General features: G+C 59.5%; 14 protein-coding genes. 7 read left to right on the forward strand and 7 right to left on the reverse strand.

What is annotated here, in order from left to right; translation table 11 throughout:
• Nucleotides 1–86: 86 nt before the first annotated feature.
• A complete protein-coding gene (locus ACLEJQ_RS10220) occupies nt 87–401 on the forward strand; it encodes a lysozyme inhibitor LprI family protein (protein WP_440794566.1) in 315 nt (104 codons plus the stop codon).
• Between the two features lie 264 nt (nt 402–665).
• Nucleotides 666–1793 (forward strand): diguanylate cyclase, encoded by a 1128-nt coding sequence (locus ACLEJQ_RS10225; protein ID WP_440794568.1) that lies wholly within the window; start codon nt 666–668, stop codon nt 1791–1793.
• 218 nt (nt 1794–2011) lie between these two features.
• Here the strand turns inward: ACLEJQ_RS10225 and ACLEJQ_RS10230 are convergent, their stop codons facing one another.
• The 4 genes from ACLEJQ_RS10230 to ACLEJQ_RS10245 all read right to left on the reverse strand — a co-directional run bounded on the left by ACLEJQ_RS10230 (nt 2012) and on the right by ACLEJQ_RS10245 (nt 5485).
• Nucleotides 2012–2800, reverse strand: coding sequence for an SDR family NAD(P)-dependent oxidoreductase (locus ACLEJQ_RS10230; protein ID WP_440794570.1), 789 nt, complete (start codon nt 2798–2800; stop codon nt 2012–2014).
• 261 nt (nt 2801–3061) lie between these two features.
• Entirely contained in the window at nt 3062–3421 is a 360-nt protein-coding gene (locus ACLEJQ_RS10235; protein WP_440794572.1) for a DUF6124 family protein, read from the reverse strand.
• A gap of 576 nt (nt 3422–3997) precedes the next feature.
• Nucleotides 3998–4885, reverse strand: a complete 888-nt coding sequence (locus ACLEJQ_RS10240; protein ID WP_440794574.1) for a lysophospholipid acyltransferase — start codon at nt 4883–4885, stop codon at nt 3998–4000.
• Nucleotides 4886–4927: 42 nt separating this feature from the next.
• Nucleotides 4928–5485: a DNA-3-methyladenine glycosylase I gene (locus tag ACLEJQ_RS10245; protein ID WP_440794576.1), complete on the reverse strand. Its 558-nt coding sequence runs from the start codon at nt 5483–5485 to the stop codon at nt 4928–4930.
• Between the two features lie 81 nt (nt 5486–5566).
• On the opposite strand from ACLEJQ_RS10245, the gene glyQ reads away from it, so the two are divergent.
• From glyQ to ACLEJQ_RS10265, 4 genes are all read left to right on the forward strand, one after another.
• Nucleotides 5567–6520: a glycine--tRNA ligase subunit alpha gene (gene glyQ / locus ACLEJQ_RS10250; RefSeq protein ID WP_022641565.1), complete on the forward strand. Its 954-nt coding sequence runs from the start codon at nt 5567–5569 to the stop codon at nt 6518–6520.
• Nucleotides 6517–8571 (forward strand): glycine--tRNA ligase subunit beta, encoded by a 2055-nt coding sequence (gene glyS / locus ACLEJQ_RS10255; protein WP_440794578.1) that lies wholly within the window; start codon nt 6517–6519, stop codon nt 8569–8571. Before glyQ ends, glyS begins: the two co-directional genes overlap by 4 nt.
• A 3-nt stretch (nt 8572–8574) precedes the next feature.
• Nucleotides 8575–9108 carry a D-glycero-beta-D-manno-heptose 1,7-bisphosphate 7-phosphatase gene (gene gmhB / locus ACLEJQ_RS10260; RefSeq protein ID WP_440794580.1) on the forward strand — a complete coding sequence of 178 codons (534 nt, stop codon included), beginning with the start codon at nt 8575–8577 and terminating at the stop codon, nt 9106–9108.
• An 80-nt stretch (nt 9109–9188) separates the two neighbouring features.
• Nucleotides 9189–9968, forward strand: coding sequence for a lysophospholipid acyltransferase family protein (locus ACLEJQ_RS10265; protein ID WP_440794582.1), 780 nt, complete (start codon nt 9189–9191; stop codon nt 9966–9968).
• A gap of 159 nt (nt 9969–10127) precedes the next feature.
• On the opposite strand, the gene ACLEJQ_RS10270 is transcribed toward ACLEJQ_RS10265, so the two are convergent.
• Nucleotides 10128–11642 (reverse strand): ATP-binding protein, encoded by a 1515-nt coding sequence (locus ACLEJQ_RS10270; protein WP_440794786.1) that lies wholly within the window; start codon nt 11640–11642, stop codon nt 10128–10130.
• A 198-nt stretch (nt 11643–11840) separates the two neighbouring features.
• Here ACLEJQ_RS10270 and ACLEJQ_RS10275 point away from each other — a divergent pair, with 198 nt between their 5' ends.
• Nucleotides 11841–12575, forward strand: coding sequence for a response regulator transcription factor (locus ACLEJQ_RS10275; protein WP_440794584.1), 735 nt, complete (start codon nt 11841–11843; stop codon nt 12573–12575).
• A 134-nt stretch (nt 12576–12709) separates the two neighbouring features.
• Here ACLEJQ_RS10275 and gabP read toward each other — a convergent pair whose 3' ends face one another.
• Both gabP and gyrB read right to left on the reverse strand, forming a co-directional pair.
• Nucleotides 12710–14104 (reverse strand): GABA permease, encoded by a 1395-nt coding sequence (gene gabP, locus ACLEJQ_RS10280; RefSeq protein WP_440794586.1) that lies wholly within the window; start codon nt 14102–14104, stop codon nt 12710–12712.
• Between the two features lie 300 nt (nt 14105–14404).
• The gene (gyrB, locus tag ACLEJQ_RS10285; RefSeq protein WP_440794588.1) at nt 14405–16822 is read right to left on the reverse strand and encodes a DNA topoisomerase (ATP-hydrolyzing) subunit B; all 2418 of its coding nucleotides are present in this window, start codon (nt 16820–16822) and stop codon (nt 14405–14407) included.
• Nucleotides 16823–16825 lie beyond the last annotated feature (3 nt).

Here is a 16825-nt window from a genome sequence, read left to right on the forward strand (position 1 = left end):
TAGGGGGCATTCAGGGAGAGAAGTAAGTGATCAAGTCTTTGTTGGTTGGGGCATTGCTGGCAATGGCATCCGCGTCAGCATCTGCGATGAGCTGCGATAACCCCAGAAACGCCTATGACAGGACCTATTGCGCGTCGCTGAAAATGGTTCAGTCGGATCAGGAAATCAACGATCAATACAAGAAGACCATGAGTGCGCTGAACCCGGAACAAAAGAAAAAGGTGAAAGCCGCTCAGATCCAGTGGATCAAGATTCGCGACAACGCCTGTTCCAACGATGGCCTGCTTTACCTGGACTGCGCCAACGAGAAGACCGAGGCGCGTATCGTCATCCTCAAAGCTGTCGAGCGCGAGTGCCGTGCGGCCGGTTGCGACGACGCCAAGCTGTCGCAAGTCGAGTAATTTGGCCAAGAGCCGCTGACATCTATCGCTTAGAAGTCGCGATCGGACAAGCGAAGAGTCGTACCGAAAACCCGACGTCAAGCGTCGGGTTTTTCTTTGGCCGATTGTCTGTAGGATTAGTTACGGCTGCTTCGCAACCCAGCGGGAGCAAGCGCCCTCGCCACGGGTTTGGTTCAATCGGGGTTGTGGTGTATTTCAGTTGTTTACGCTAGTGGCAGGGTGCCACAATCGCCACTTTAGCTGCATTACGATCAGGTGGAACACATGGATGGCCCAAGATCTTGCAAAGGCCAGGATTCATTCATCGCCGAACAGGTACGAACGGACCGCTTGCAGCAACTGTTCCGCCAATCCGTCTCCGCGGTGTTGGGGAGCTACCTTGCCGCAATCATGCTCAGTTGGCTGTGTTGGGATCGCCTGGGACATAGCCTGATCCTTGGTTGGCTGGCGATATTGACCGCCTCGACGCTGCTGCGCATCTCAATGTTCGTGATCTATTTCCGCAGCCCGAAAAGCGAACGAACGCCCCAACGCTGGGAACGCAAATACTGGATCACCCTGGTGCTCTCCGCCAGCATCTGGGGCGGCGGGGCGTTCATGGTCATGCCGGCCGACGATCTTCTGTCCCAGGCCCTGGTCATGCTCTTCGCCGTCGGCATGTGCGTCAGCGCCGTGTCCTGCTACTCGGCCTACCGCGACATGACACTGGTTTCCATCGGCCTGGTCCTGTTGCCGTGCACCGCCTGGTTGCTGTTTCAGCCGTCCACACTTCAAATCGGCATGGCCCTCTCGATCATCGTATTCGCCGCCTTCGCCGCCCGCGCCACCCACAAAATGTCCCAAGCCCTGGAAACCGCCTTTCGCCTGACCCGCGAAATGGAACAGGCCAACAGCATCTCAACCCGCGCCGCCCAGACCGACGAACTCACCGGCCTGAAAAGCCGCCGCGCCTTCTTCGAACACGCCCAACAGCTCTACGACGAATGCGAAGCCAATCGGCTCGGGCTATGCGCGGTGATGTTGGACATGGACCACTTCAAGCACATCAACGACACCTATGGGCATCAGGTCGGGGATCAGGTGCTGCGTCAGATGGGACGGGTGATCAGTTCGTCGTTCCGCTCTACGGATATCCACGGACGGCTGGGAGGAGAGGAGTTCGCGGTTTTGCTACCGGATACTTCGATTGAGGTTGCCATCGAGATTGCCGAAGAACTGGTGCAGACGATTGGAGAATTGATGATCGAGCCTGTTCACCGTGTCACCGCCAGCCTTGGCGTGGCCTCGACGGAGGCGGGGCATAAGGATCTGCACAGCTTGATGAACAACGCGGATAAGGCGTTGTATCGGGCGAAGGCGTTGGGGCGTAATCAGGTGGCGGTGGAACAGTAGGGTTCGATTTGCCCTGGGCAAATGTGGGCTACCGCTGACGCGTTGATCTACAGCTACACCATAGCTCAAGGAGCACGCGGTCCCGTGGCGAGGGAGCTTGCTCCCGCTCGGCGGCGCAGCCGTCGCAAACCGGTGAATGCGTTCCAACTGGACGAACCCGGTGGCCTTGTTGAGAACGGAGCTGCACATGATCGCAGCCCCCGTTTTTATGCAGCCCGCTAAACAATGCTATCCACCACCCCGCCATCCACACGCAACGCCGCCCCAGTCGTAGCCGAAGCCTGCTCCGAGCTGGCATAAATAATCATGTTGGCAACTTCCTCAACACGCGCCGCCCGTTGAATGATCGACGTACTCCGATGCTGTTTGACGAAATCCGCCCCCACCTTTTCCAGACTTTCCCCAGTGCGCTCGACATCCGCCTGGAGCATCTGCGCAACCCCTTCGGAAAGCGTCGGCCCGGGCAACACCGAATTCACCGTAACGCCGGTGCCTGCAAGACGCTTGGCCAAGCCGCGAGCGATGGAAAGCTGGGCAGTTTTGGTGAAGCCGTAGTGGATCATGTCGGCCGGAATATTCACGCCCGATTCGGACGAAACAAACACAATCCGCCCCCAGCCGCGCTCGACCATGCCCTGCGCATAGGCCCTGGAAACCCGCACACCGGACATCACGTTGGTTTCGAAGAAGCGCTGCCATTCGCTATCCGGGGTTTCGAAAAAGTCTTCCAGCTTGAAAATGCCCAGGTTGTTGATGACGACGTCGAAGCTTGGGTGTTTGGCAACCAGCGCCTGGCAACCGGACTCGTTGCTGAGATCGCCGACGAAGCCCGTGGCTCTGGAGGCGAGGTCGCCCAGGCGCTGCAAGGCGTCCTTGACGCTGCTCTCGCTGCGACCATTGATGACCACGTTGGCACCGGATTCGAGGAAGCCTTTGGCCGTTGCGAAACCGATACCGCTGGTGGAGCCGGTGACTAGGACGTGACGGCCGGTGAAGTCGATTTTCATGGGAGGGACTCCTTGATGAATGGACCAGAGGGATCGTGGATTATTTCTTGGACGGATGATGATCCGAGGGATTCAAATGACCTTTCAGACATTTCGAATACACAACCACCCGACAGCTCCAATATCGCAGGCAGTAATCATGGACACGATTGAGAGTTTTCGCCTGTTCGTGAACAACCCGCTATCAGGAAGCCGACCACACCATTAGCGGAAATAGCCGGCAAACCCGACGCAGGAGGCCGGGTTTGCTGTGTTTCCCGGTTATCGCTGTTCGACGTTATCCAACACCCGATTCGCCATCATCGAACTCAGCTCAATCAGCTGCTGAATCCCCAGCGCCGAATGACGTCGTGAACCATTCAGGTCAAACGCCAGATCGGCAATCATCGCCTCGGCCGAAGCCAGGGTTTCGCTGAGGTTGGCGAGCAGGCATTCGTTGTCGACGTCTTTGGCGACGGTGAATATCTGGCCGGGTTTGGGTACGTCTTTGGGTTCTGCCGGTTTTGGCGACAGGTAGTGCTCCAGGACGCGCTCGGCGGTTTCGTCGAGTTTCCTGGTTTTGGATTTGGTGTGCGAGGAGGCTTGGTCCGCCTTGGGCGGATTGGGCGTTGGTTTGAACATAAGCTGGAATCCTTCGGTTAGGCCGCAACCTCTTCCCTACTAAAAGAAGGGGTGGCGGCTGTACGCAGGTTAGTAGACCGGGGATTCCAGCATTGCCGGCGCGCCGAAGCGCCCTGCGCACAGCCACCATCAAAGGACAGGAATTGGGATACCTGCCTGAGTGGAGAACTCATGCATCTTGCGGGAAAACCACGAGCTACTAAACCCGACCACTGATGGGCAGTGGCAGGAAGACAATAGAACCCGGGGGGCAAGGCGCACAAGCGGGCGGATTCTGGCGTAGTTGTAGGTAAAGGCGCAAGGATGTGTGGGGTGGTGGAAGGATTTGGGCAAGGAGATAAACGAGGGGGCTTTGGGTAGGGATTGGTTGTAGGAAAGGGTGATTTGGGGTGGGACTGCTGTGCAGTCCAGCGGGAGCAAGCTCCCTCGCCACAGGGGATTGGGGTCAGTTGGTTATGGTGTGGTTGTCAGGGCGCTATCGCGAGCAGGCTCGCTCCCACAGGGGTTCTCGGTTGTGTGCAGATTCTGCATTCACCCTGAATCCCGGTGGGGCTGATCTGGTGAAGTGGTGGGCCTTCAGTACCAGCGGGCTTCGCCCGGCGGGCGCTTCTTGAAGCGTTTCATGCTCCACATGTATTGGCTCGGGTAGGCACGCACGTAGCGTTCGACCACCTGGCTCATGGCGGCGCAGGCGGTTTCGGTGTCGGTGCTGTACATGGCGTCTGGCGCGGCTTCGAGAATGACTTTGTAGCCGGAGCCGTCGGGCAGGCGCAGGGCATGGAGGAAGACGCCGACCGCTTTGCCACCGGCGAGCATGTTCGGGACGAATTTGCTGGTCAGGGCCTGGGTGGCGAAGAACGGCACGAAAATACCGGCGGATTCGGCCGGTTCCGGGTCGGCGGGGATGCCGACCTGGCCGCCCTTGCGCACTTCCTTGATGACACTGAGGATGCCTTCCTTGGTGGACGCCGCGACTTTGTTGCCCAGTTGTACGCGCTGCTTTTGCAGCAACTCATCCACCGCCTTGAGCTTCGGCGGGCGATAGAAAATGATCGGTTTGCACTGGCTGCAATAGAAGTGGTTGAGCACTTCCCAGTTGCCCAGGTGGCTGGTGATGCCGACTACGCCTTTGCCGGAGGCCAGCGCGTCTTTAAGCACCTCGAGGCCTTCGACTTCGCGCACCAGTTCGATGGAACGCTGGGCTGGCCAGATCCAGGCGCAGGCGCTTTCGGTCAGGGATTTGCCGATGTCCTTGAGGCTTTGGCCCACCAGACGCTCTCGCTCGGCCGGGTCCATCTCGGGAAAGCATTTGGCGAGGTTGATCCGCACCACATCGCGGGAACGGTTGGGCAGCTTCCACATCAGCCAGCCGATGGCCGACCCCACCGCTTGCACCGCGCGCCAAGGCAGCAGCGCAAACAACCGCAGAGCGCCGACCAGCAAGGCGCCTTTCAACTTATCCACAGGTCACTCCTGAATTCATGGGCGTGTCGCGAGCCGGCTATTCTAACCGCCGTTTGCCAGCTCGGCGTAGCGGTCACAATCCTGGGTATGATCCATGACCATGCCCGAGGCCTGCATGAAGGCGTAGCAAATGGTCGGGCCGACGAAGGTGAACCCGGCTTTTTTCAGGCCTTTGCTCATCGCCAGGGCTTCGGGGGTGATGGCCGGCACTTCGCTGCGGTCCTTGAAATGGTTGATCAGCGGCTTGTCACCGACGAATGACCAAAGGAATGCCACCGGATCCTCCAGCGCCATCCAGGCCTGGGCGTTGCGGCGGGCGGCCTTGAGCTTGAGGCGGTTGCGGATGATGCCGGGGTCAAGCATCAGATCTTCGATTTCCGCATCGCTCATTTGCGCCACGCGGTGTACGTCAAAGCCGTAGAGCACCTTGCGGTAATGCTCGCGTTTGCGCAGCACGGTGATCCAGGACAGGCCGGCCTGGAACCCTTCGAGCAAAAGCAACTCGAACAAACCCTGCGCATCGCGCAGCGGCGTGCCCCACTCCTGATCGTGATAAGCCATGTACAGCGGATCGTCAGAACACCAAAAGCAGCGTGGCATAAGGCTCCAGGGGGCGTGCGCACGAACGAATCGGGTATACTCCCGCTCTTTAAATCGCAGCCCAAGAAACAGGTGAATTTCGTGAGCCAGCCTACGCCAGCCGTGCGTACCTTCCAAGACTTGATCCTCGCCCTCCAGCAATACTGGGCCGAGCAAGGTTGCGTGGTACTTCAGCCCTACGATATGGAAGTAGGCGCCGGCACTTTCCACACTGCCACGTTCCTGCGTGCCATCGGCCCGGAAACCTGGAACGCCGCCTATGTCCAGCCCAGCCGCCGCCCGACTGACGGCCGCTACGGCGAAAACCCGAACCGCCTGCAGCATTACTACCAGTTCCAGGTGGTCCTGAAGCCGAACCCGGAGAACTTCCAGGAACTGTACCTGGGCTCCCTCAAGCACGTGGGCCTCGACCCACTGGTGCACGACATCCGTTTCGTCGAAGACAACTGGGAATCGCCGACCCTGGGCGCCTGGGGCCTGGGCTGGGAAGTCTGGCTCAACGGCATGGAAGTGACCCAATTCACCTACTTCCAGCAAGCGGGCGGCATCGAGTGCTACCCGGTCACCGGCGAGATCACCTACGGCCTGGAACGCCTGGCGATGTACCTGCAAGGCGTGGATTCGGTCTACGACCTGGTGTGGGCCGACGGCCCGTTCGGCAAAGTGACCTACGGCGACGTGTTCCACCAGAACGAAGTGGAGCAGTCGACCTACAACTTCGAACACGCCAACGTCGACAAGCTGTTCGAACTGTTCGATTTCTACGAAAGCGAGGCCAAGCGCCTGATCGAGCTGGATCAGCCGCTGCCGCTGCCGAGTTATGAAATGGTGTTGAAGGCGTCCCACACCTTCAACCTGCTGGACGCACGCCGGGCGATTTCCGTAACGGCGCGCCAGCAATACATCCTGCGTGTACGCACCCTGGCGCGTTCGGTTGCGCAAGCCTACCTGCTGGCCCGTGCCAAGCTGGGCTTCCCGATGGCGACCCCGGACCTGCGTGATGAAGTGTTGGCTAAGCTGGAGGCTGCACAATGAGTGCTCAAGATTTTCTGGTTGAACTGGGCACCGAAGAACTGCCACCCAAAGCCCTGAATACCCTGGCCGATGCGTTCCTGGCCGGCATCGACAAAGGCCTGCAAGCTGCCGGCCTGAACTTCGAAACCAAACACGTCTATGCCGCGCCGCGTCGCCTGGCTGTGTTGATCACCGGCCTGGCGACCCAGCAGCCGGACCGCAGCATCAACCTCGACGGCCCACCACGCCAGGCTGCGTTCGATGCCGACGGCAATCCGACCCAGGCCGCCCTGGGCTTCGCCAAGAAGTGCGGCGTGGACCTGAGCGAAATCGACCAGAGCGGTCCGAAGCTGCGCTACAGCCAGAGCATCAAGGGCAAGCCGACCGCCAGCCTGTTGCCGACCATCGTCGAAGACTCCCTCAATGACTTGCCGATTCCCAAGCGCATGCGCTGGGCCGCGCGCAAGGAAGAGTTCGTACGTCCGACCCAATGGCTGGTGATGCTGCTGGGTGATCAGGTCATCGATTGCACGATCCTGGCGCAGAAGGCCGGTCGCGACTCCCGCGGTCACCGCTTCCATCACCCCCACAGCGTGCGCATTACTTCGCCGGCCAACTACCTGGCCGACCTGCGGTCCGCCTACGTGCTGGCCGACGCCAACGAGCGCCGCGAACTGATCAGCAAGCGCACCGAAGAGCTGGCGACCCGCCAGGAAGGCACCGCCATCGTGCCGCAGGATTTGCTCGACGAGGTGACCGCCCTGGTGGAATGGCCAGTGCCGCTGGTGTGCTCGTTCGAGGAACGTTTCCTTGAAGTGCCCCAGGAAGCGCTGATCACCACCATGCAGGACAACCAGAAGTATTTCTGCCTGCTGGACGCCGAAGGCAAATTGCTGCCGCGTTTCATCACCGTGGCCAACATCGAGAGCAAGGACCCCGCACAGATCATCGCCGGTAACGAAAAAGTCGTTCGCCCGCGCCTGACCGACGCCGAGTTCTTCTTCAAGCAAGACAAGAAACAGCCGCTGGAAAGCTTCAACGAGCGCCTGCAGAACGTGGTGTTCCAGGAAAAACTCGGCAGCGTCTACGATAAGGCAGAGCGTGTGTCGAAGCTGGCGGCGTACATTGCGCCGCGTATCGGCGGCGACGCCCAGCGTGCGGCGCGTGCCGGCATCCTGTCCAAGTGCGACCTGTCCACCGAGATGGTCGGTGAGTTCCCGGAGATGCAAGGTATCGCCGGCTACTACTACGCCCTCAACGACGGCGAGCCGCAAGACGTGGCCCTGGCGCTGAACGAGCAGTACATGCCCCGCGGCGCCGGCGCTGAACTGCCAAGCACCCTGACCGGTGCAGCCGTGGCAATCGCCGACAAGCTCGACACTCTGGTCGGCATCTTCGGCATCGGCATGCTGCCCACCGGCAGCAAAGACCCGTATGCCCTGCGTCGTGCGGCGTTGGGCGTGTTGCGGATCCTGATCGACAAGCAACTGGACCTGGACCTGAACGACGCCGTGGCCTTTGCCGTCAATGCGTTCGGCAGCAAGGTCAAGGCCGCCGGCCTGGCCGATGCGGTGCTGGAATTCATCTTCGACCGCCTGCGTGCGCGTTACGAAGACGAAGGCGTCGATGTCGCGACCTACCTGTCGGTGCGCGCCCTGAAGCCAGGCTCGGCCCTGGACTTCGACCAGCGCGTACAGGCGGTGCAGGCCTTCCGCAAACTGCCGGAAGCGGCGGCGCTGGCGGCGGTGAACAAGCGTGTGTCGAACCTGCTAGGCAAGGCCGAAGGCAACATCGCGAGCACCGTCGAAGCCAAGTACTTCGACAACGCCAACGAGTTCTCCCTGTACTCGGCGATCCAGCAGGCGGACCAGGCGGTCCAGCCGATGGCGGCGGCGCGTCAGTACAGCGAAACCCTGGCACGCCTGGCGGCTTTGCGTGAGCCGGTGGATGCGTTTTTCGAAGCAGTGATGGTCAATGCCGAAGACGCCAATGTACGGGCCAACCGCTACGCGCTGCTGGCGCGTCTGCGTGGCCTGTTCCTCGGCGTTGCCGACATTTCGCTGCTGGGGTAATCCTTGAAACTGCTGATTCTCGATCGGGACGGGGTGATCAATCACGACTCCGACGCTTACATCAAATCGGTGGAGGAGTGGTTGCCGATCGAAGGCTCGATCGAAGCCATCGCGCAGTTGAGCAAGGCCGGCTGGACGGTGGCGGTCGCCACCAACCAGTCGGGCATTGCTCGCGGTTACTACGACCTGGCCGTGCTGGAGGCCATGCACGAGCGTTTGCGTGCACTGGTGGCGGAGCAGGGCGGCGAGGTCGGCTTGATCGTTTATTGCCCACACGGGCCGGATGAAGGCTGCGATTGCCGCAAGCCCAAGCCGGGCATGCTGAAAACCATTGCCGCGCATTACGACGTGGCACTGGCGGGTGTGTGGTTCGTCGGCGACAGCCTCGGTGACCTGGAGGCGGCCAAGGCCGTCGATTGTCAGCCAGTTTTGGTAAAGACCGGAAAAGGCCAGAAGACCTTGGGCAAGACCCTGCCGGTAGGCACCTTGATTTTTGACGATCTGGCGGCGATTGCCGCTGAACTTATCCACAACTAGGGCTCCCAAGACATCCTGATCAGGGATTGTTCGGGAAGCGCTTGAACAGGCGGGCATTGCCCGCAACGGTAAACGCCGCTATGTCGATATTGCAGGCCATCAGAACCTTTCTCTTTTACCTGCTGTTGGGCACCAGCTCCTTGCTGTGGTGCACCTTGAGTTTTTTTGTCGCGCCTTTCCTGCCGTTCAAGGCGCGCTACCGTTTCATCAACGTGTACTGGTGCCGCTGCGCCCTGTGGCTGAGCAGGGTTTTCCTGGGCATTCACTATGAAGTGAAGGGCGCCGAGAACGTGCCTGACCGCCCGTGCGTGATCCAGTCCAACCACCAGAGCACTTGGGAGACGTTCTTTCTCTCTGCCTATTTCGAACCGTTGAGCCAGGTCCTCAAGCGCGAGCTGCTGTTCGTGCCCTTCTTCGGCTGGGCCATGGCGATGCTGCGACCGATTGCCATTGATCGCGACAACCCCAAGGTTGCGCTCAAGCAAGTGGCGAAGCAGGGGGACGAATTGCTCAAGGACAATGTCTGGGTACTGATATTCCCCGAGGGCACCCGCGTGCCTTATGGAACGGTGGGCAAATTCTCCCGCAGCGGTTCGGCATTGGCGGTCAACGCCGGGCTTCCTGTATTGCCGATTGCACACAATGCCGGCAAATTCTGGCCCAAGGCTGGGTGGAACAGAAAGCCAGGAACCATCACGGTAATCATCGGCGCACCGATGTACGCCGAAGGCACGGGGCCTCGCGCTATCGCCGATCTCAATGACCGGGTCCAGACCTGGAACGAACAGACCCAACGCGAGATGGGTTCGTTGCCTCCGGCAGCCGCAGCACCGGCGGCGACCGATCAACTTGCTGTTTGAGTTCTGTGGATAACCTGTGTACCGTTTTTCCTGAAACTTCGATTCTTATGCAGTAACTCTATGTTTTATATACATATTTCATAAACACATAAAACCTCAGAGCAGGTGCATAAGTTTTTATAGCGTTTCGGATCGCAGCTACAACGACGCTGCGGTCCTTCAATCTTCCAGCATCGGAAGCCTCATACTGAATGTGGTGCCCTCACCCACCACGCTCCGGCATTCGATCTGCCCACCGTGATGATCGATCACAGCCTTGACCATGGACAGCCCCAAGCCAACACCATCCACGCCGTGAGCTGACGAAAACCGTCTGTACTGACAGAACAGGTCCGGCAACTCCTGCGGTTCAATGCCCTTGCCCTGGTCCATGACTTCGCAGACCAGCCAATCCTCCCTGCCGTAGACCTGCAATGAAATACAGGTCTCGGGTGCGCTGTACTTGATGGCGTTTTCCAACAGATTGAATAGCGCCCGGGTCAGCAAGGATTGGTCCGCCCTGACCATCACCTCTTCGTTGTCCAGTTGATGCGTCAAGCGGATGCGCTTGGCCTGGGCCAGGGGCAAGGCTTGGTCGATCACATCCAGCACCAGCATTGCAAACAGTGTCGGCTGAAATTGATAAGCCTCGGATTCGGCCCTGGCCAACTGCACGAAGCCGTCAGTCAGTTCCAAGGCACGCCGGACCTGACGCTCGATCTGATCAAACACCGGTTGATCGCCGCCCGCCTGATGCCGCTGCACGTCCAGCAACGCCAGGATGGCCGAGTGCGGCGCACGCAAGTCGTGGGATAGAAAGCGCAGCATCACGCTGCGCTGCTCTTCAACTTCGCGTTCGGCGCTCAGATCCGTGAGGCTCAGCAACCAACCAATCGGTGCATCACCTTCCACCGGCAACAGCGCCGCCCGTTCCAGACGCAGGCTGCGTTCGCGAATGTCGCGGAACTCCACCAAGGGCAAGGTCGATAAACGATGCTGCGCGCCGCGCTCCAGCCCTGGATAACCCAATTGCGCGAGGTACTCCACCACATCGCCACCGGCCAGGCCATGACCGAACAGATCACGGGCCCTGCGGTTGCCGAGCAGCAATTTGCCTTGGGGATCGCAGATCATGGTTGCCACGGGCAGGTATTCCAGGCCGTCGGCAATAAAGCGCCGGGTATCTCGGGTTCGACTCATGGCTTGTTCCAGGGCCATGATCTGGCCCTGCAAACGGTCACTGCCGGTATAAGGCGCACGACGGCGTTCGGGAAACACCTTGGGCTCCGCATCCAGGCGCGCCAGTTCCCAGCCGAAATAGGCCAGCACCACGCTCAGGCGCCGCCAGTTCCAGATCAGATAGCCAAACAGCATGCCCAACACACTGGCCATGGGCGACCACTCCCAGTCCTCTGCTTCCAGCAGGGCACTGATCAACAAGGCCAGGCTCATTCCACCGACCGTCGACCACAGCGCCAGACGCGGACGCAACAACAGCAGCCCCAACACACCCGCCACCAGCAGTACCGACAACGCGGCCGCGCCTGCACCGTCGCGAGTCTGGCTGGTGTAAGAGAGCAGGGCCGTCGGTGGCAACAGCAGCAGACTTATCCACAACCATTCGCGCACCAATTGGCGAAACAAGCGCTGGACCTGGGTAGGCTCACGACTTTCACGGCGGCGCGGGTGGTTCATGGCAGGATAATGTTTCATGGAGGAGGAGGCGAACCGACAAGCTGAAAGCTCATGACTATAGCGGACTCGATGGGCGGTGCGCTGCTGCCTTTCCCTGCCTGTCGCGAGCCGGTATTGTCGCAAGCCAGCGACAGGGGCCATTGCCATGCAGCGCCACCTGAGTTGTCCGTTACTTCCGAGATAAGGAAATCGCGTTCCATGCGTATCGCCATACTGGATGACGAACCGGCCGAGTTGCGCCGGGTAGAACAGACGCTGCACCACATTTCCGCCAGGGGCGAGCCAGCCTGGACAATGCACTGCTTCGAGCGCGGCGAGGACCTGTTGCGACAGCTGCGCCGGGAAACCTTCGATCTGTTGATCCTCGACTGGCAATTGCCGGATATCAGCGGTCTGGCACTGTTACGCTGGACCCGCGAGCACATGGACGCGCCGCCGGCTGCCATCATGCTCACCAGCCGTGACGGCGAACATGACATCGTCCAGGCCCTCAACGCCGGCGCCGACGACTATGTGAGCAAACCCTTCAGACCCAACGAACTCAAGGCCAGGGTCACCGCCGTGCTGCGTCGCCACAACCTGCAACGCACGCCAGCCAGTGAAGTCTTGGTTTTCAACGACCTGGCGTTCGACGACGCCGAGCTGACCGTCACCCGCGCCGACGTCCCCATCAGCCTGACTGAACGGGAATACCGGCTGGCCCGCTGCCTGTTCGCCAACCTTGGCCGGCCACTGTCCCGGGAATATTTCTACGAACGTTTCTGGACCCACGAGGAAATGACCTCGTCCCGACCGCTGGACACGCATATCTATCGCCTGCGCAATAAGTTGGGGCTGACAGCGGATCGGGGTTGGCAGTTGGTGACGATCTACGGATATGGGTATCGGTTGGAAAGTGTGACGGTGGGGAGTGAAGCATCAGTCGCAAGCTAGAGAAGCGACTGATTGAATTCGTGGCGAGGGAGCTTGCTCCCGCTGGGCTGCAAAGCAGCCCCTTTTATTGAGCGCTCCACGCTGGAGCCCCAGCCCGATCCAGCGGGAGCAAGCTCCCTCGCCACAATGAGTTTTCACCCGATCGTTTGCGCCAGGCGTCCTGCGTCCGTACCCCGACGACGCTGCAACAGCAATCCGCACGCCACCACCAGAATGCTAAGCAGGCCAGTCGCAAGGATCTCCACGCGATGGGCTTCCTGGAACAGCATGATGGTCAGCGCTCCGACGATGAACACAATGACCGCGTAGGTCAGAGCAGGGAACAGCCACATGCTGAAGGCGATTTTTTCGCCGCGGGCCATACGCTGCTTGCGCATCCGTAACTGCGACACCGCAATAACCAGGTACACCAGAAGAGCGATGGCGCCCGAGCTCGCCAACAGGAATTCGAACACGGCGGCCGGAGCCACGTAGTTGGCGAATACTGCCAGGAACGCGGCAGCGGTCGATAGCATCACTGCCCAGTAAGGCGTACCGCTCTTGTTGGTGCGCTGGGAAACCGCCGGCGCATCGCCACGCTTGCCCAACGAGAACATCATGCGCGAAGCGGTGTACAGCGCCGAGTTCAGGCAGCTGGTCACCGCAACCAGCACCACGATATCGACGATCAGCTTGGCGTTGGGGATGCCCATGCGTTCCAGCACGGTCTGGTAGGAACCCACGCTGGCAAGCATCGGATCGTTCCATGGCACCAGCGACACGACCATGAAAATCGACACGAGATAGAACAGGCCGATCCGCCAGATCACCGAATTGGTCGCCGTGGAAATCTGCTGGCCCGGATTCTTCGATTCGGCAGCCGCAATGGTCACGATCTCGGTGCCCATGAACGAGAACATGGTGGTCAGGATCGCGCCCAGTACCGCACCCATGCCGTTTGGCAGGAAGCCTTGGGTATCGAACAGGTGCGAAACACCGCTGACCTGGCTGGTCGGCAGCAAACCGAAGATCGCCAGCGCGCCCAGGGCCACGAAACCAATGATTGCGATGACCTTGACCAGAGCGAACCAGAATTCAAACTCGCCGTAGTTCTTCACGCTGAACAGGTTGGTAACCGTCAGCAGAAGGGTGATCACCAGGGTGAAAACCCAGATCGTCACGTTCGGGAACCAGGCATGCAGGATGGTCGCGGCCGCGTTGGCTTCCAACGGAATCACCAACACCCAGAACCACCAGTAGAGCCAGCCGATGGTGAAACCGGCCCAATGCCCGATCGCCCGATCCGCGTAAGTCGAGAAAGAACCGGTGTCCGGCGAGGCTACGGCCATTTCGCCGAGCATGCGCATCACCAACACCACCAGCGCACCGGCTGCCGCATAGGCCAGCAGCACAGCCGGCCCGGCCGCTGCGATTGCGTGGCCGGAACCCACGAAAAGACCAGCGCCAATCACGCCGGCAATGGAGAGCATCGTCACATGACGGGGCTTAAGCCCTTGCTCCAGGTTGTTGGAAGCTTGCGTACCACTCATTGAGACTACCCTTGGAATTGGATTTATTCGTACCGCCTCTTGCCATCGTCTTCTGTAAATTTAAAAAAACGATGTGTTGTTTATTCAGCACGCAAGTTTTACGCCAGAAAAACTGAGATCCCGTGGTTCCGGGGGTTTACTAAGATTTGCAAGTCGTTGAGGATGAAGGCTTTGTTCCAAAGTGTTACCGGGTTACCCGGTTTTTGACCGTTCGGTTTCAGAACGGTGCATTGAATAAAGACGTAAAAAAAAGCCAACGCTTTAGGCGTTGGCTTTTTTATCGCACGTGCTGGCGAGGAATTAGAAGTCCAGGTTGGACACCGCCAACGCATTGCTCTCGATGAAGTCTCGGCGTGGCTCGACCGCATCACCCATCAGGGTGTTGAAGATCTGATCCGCGCCAATGGCGTCTTCGATGGTTACCTTCAACATCCGGCGCGAGCCTGGGTCCATGGTGGTTTCCCACAGTTGGTCCGGGTTCATTTCGCCCAACCCTTTATATCGCTGGATGGTGTGGCGCTTGGTGCTTTCAGCCATCAGCCACTCAAGGGCTTCCTTGAATTCGGTGACCGATTTTTTGCGTTCGCCGCGCTGGATATAAGCGCCTTCATCCAACAGGGTGCTCAGTTGCGCACCGAGGGAGACCACGGTCTTGTAGTCGTTGCTGCCGAAGAAGTCGCGGTTGAAGGTGACGTAGTTCGACAGGCCGTGGGAGATCAGTTCGACCTCTGGCAGCCAGACGTTACGTTCGCGGTCTTCACGCAAGCTGGCTTTGTAGACCAGCCCGGATTTCTCGACGGTACGCAGGCGGGCTTCGTACTGGGCCAGCCAATCCTGCATCGCGGCGTGATCGGACAGCTGCTCCATGCTGACGGCCGGCAGGTAGATGAAGTGCTCGGTCAGCTCCTGTGGATAAAGACGCGACAGGCGCTTGAGGGTCTTCATCACCAGCCGGAAGTCGTTGACCAGGCGCTCGAGGGCTTCGCCAGAGATACCGGGGGCGTCTTCGTTCAGGTGCAGGCTCGCATCTTCCAGCGCCGACTGCGTCATGTACTCTTCCATGGCGTCGTCGTCTTTGATGTATTGCTCTTGCTTGCCTTTCTTGACCTTGTACAGCGGCGGTTGGGCGATATAGATGTAGCCACGCTCGATCAGCTCGGGCAACTGACGGAAGAAGAAGGTCAGCAACAGGGTGCGGATGTGCGAACCGTCGACGTCGGCGTCGGTCATGATGATGATGTTGTGATAGCGCAGCTTGTCGATGTTGTACTCTTCGCGGCCGATGCCACAGCCCAGCGCGGTGATGAGCGTGCCGACTTCGGCAGAGGAGATCATCTTGTCGAAGCGCGCCTTCTCGACGTTCAGGATCTTACCCTTGAGCGGCAGGATGGCCTGGGTGCGACGGTTGCGACCCTGCTTGGCGGAGCCACCAGCGGAGTCACCTTCCACCAGGTAAAGCTCGGAGAGGGCAGGGTCCTTTTCCTGGCAGTCAGCCAGTTTGCCCGGCAGGCCGGCGATGTCCAAGGCGCCTTTGCGGCGGGTCATCTCACGGGCCTTGCGCGCCGCTTCACGGGCGCGGGCGGCGTCGATCATCTTGCCGACCACCAGTTTGGCTTCGTTCGGGTTCTCCAGCAGGAAGTCGGAGAAGTACTTGCCCATTTCCTGTTCGACCGCGGTCTTCACTTCGGAAGATACCAGCTTGTCCTTGGTCTGGGAGCTGAACTTCGGATCCGGAACCTTCACCGAAATGATGGCCGTCAAGCCTTCACGGGCATCGTCACCGGTGGTGGCGACCTTATGCTTCTTCGCCAGGCCTTCCTGCTCGATATAGTTGTTCAAGTTACGGGTCAGCGCCGAACGGAAGCCCACCAGATGGGTGCCGCCGTCACGCTGCGGAATGTTGTTGGTGAAGCACAACAGGTTCTCGTTGAAGCTGTCATTCCACTGCAGGGCGATTTCCACGCCGATGCCGTCGTCACGCTGGATGTTGAAGTGGAACACCTGGTTGACCGCAGTCTTGTTGGTGTTCAGATATTCGACGAACGCCCGCAGGCCTCCTTCGTACTTGAACAGCTCTTCCTTGCCGCTGCGCTCGTCCTTGAGGACGATGCCAACGCCGGAGTTAAGGAAGGACAACTCACGAATCCGCTTGGCCAGAATGTCCCAGCTGAAGTGGATGTTCTTGAAGGTTTCGCTGGAAGCCTTGAAGTGAATCTGGGTGCCGGTGGTTTCGCTGTCGCCAACGATCGCCATGGGCGCCTGTGGTACGCCGTGGACATAGGTCTGTTCCCAGATCTTGCCGCTGCGGCGAACCGTCAGCACCAATTCCTCGGACAGCGCATTCACCACCGAGACACCTACACCGTGCAGACCGCCGGAGACCTTGTAGGAGTTGTCGTCGAACTTACCGCCAGCGTGCAGTACGGTCATGATGACCTCGGCGGCGGAGACACCTTCCTCTTTATGCACGTCTACCGGGATGCCACGACCGTTGTCACGTACGGTGATGGATTCATCCGGGTGAATGGTAATACTGATGTCGTCACAGTATCCGGCGAGAGCTTCGTCGATGGAGTTGTCGACGACTTCGAACACCATGTGGTGCAGACCGCTGCCATCGTCGGTGTCACCAATGTACATACCGGGACGTTTGCGTACGGCATCCAGGCCTTTCAGCACTTTAATGCTCGTTGAGTCGTACGTATTTTCTTCGCTCAATGC

Origin of the sequence: Pseudomonas sp. SMV71, from assembly GCF_052042015.1 — a bacterium.
Classification (GTDB): domain Bacteria; phylum Pseudomonadota; class Gammaproteobacteria; order Pseudomonadales; family Pseudomonadaceae; genus Aquipseudomonas.

Coding starts and splice junctions, on each gene's coding strand:
- ACLEJQ_RS10220 (WP_440794566.1), top strand. CDS start 87: ATGAGCTGCGATAACCCCAGAAACGCCTATGACAGGACCTATTGCGCG.
- ACLEJQ_RS10225 (WP_440794568.1), top strand. CDS start 666: ATGGATGGCCCAAGATCTTGCAAAGGCCAGGATTCATTCATCGCCGAA.
- ACLEJQ_RS10230 (WP_440794570.1), bottom strand. CDS start 2,800: ATGAAAATCGACTTCACCGGCCGTCACGTCCTAGTCACCGGCTCCACC.
- ACLEJQ_RS10235 (WP_440794572.1), bottom strand. CDS start 3,421: ATGTTCAAACCAACGCCCAATCCGCCCAAGGCGGACCAAGCCTCCTCG.
- ACLEJQ_RS10245 (WP_440794576.1), bottom strand. CDS start 5,485: ATGCCACGCTGCTTTTGGTGTTCTGACGATCCGCTGTACATGGCTTAT.
- glyS (WP_440794578.1), top strand. CDS start 6,517: ATGAGTGCTCAAGATTTTCTGGTTGAACTGGGCACCGAAGAACTGCCA.
- ACLEJQ_RS10265 (WP_440794582.1), top strand. CDS start 9,189: ATGTCGATATTGCAGGCCATCAGAACCTTTCTCTTTTACCTGCTGTTG.
- ACLEJQ_RS10270 (WP_440794786.1), bottom strand. CDS start 11,642: ATGAACCACCCGCGCCGCCGTGAAAGTCGTGAGCCTACCCAGGTCCAG.
- ACLEJQ_RS10275 (WP_440794584.1), top strand. CDS start 11,841: ATGCGTATCGCCATACTGGATGACGAACCGGCCGAGTTGCGCCGGGTA.
- gabP (WP_440794586.1), bottom strand. CDS start 14,104: ATGAGTGGTACGCAAGCTTCCAACAACCTGGAGCAAGGGCTTAAGCCC.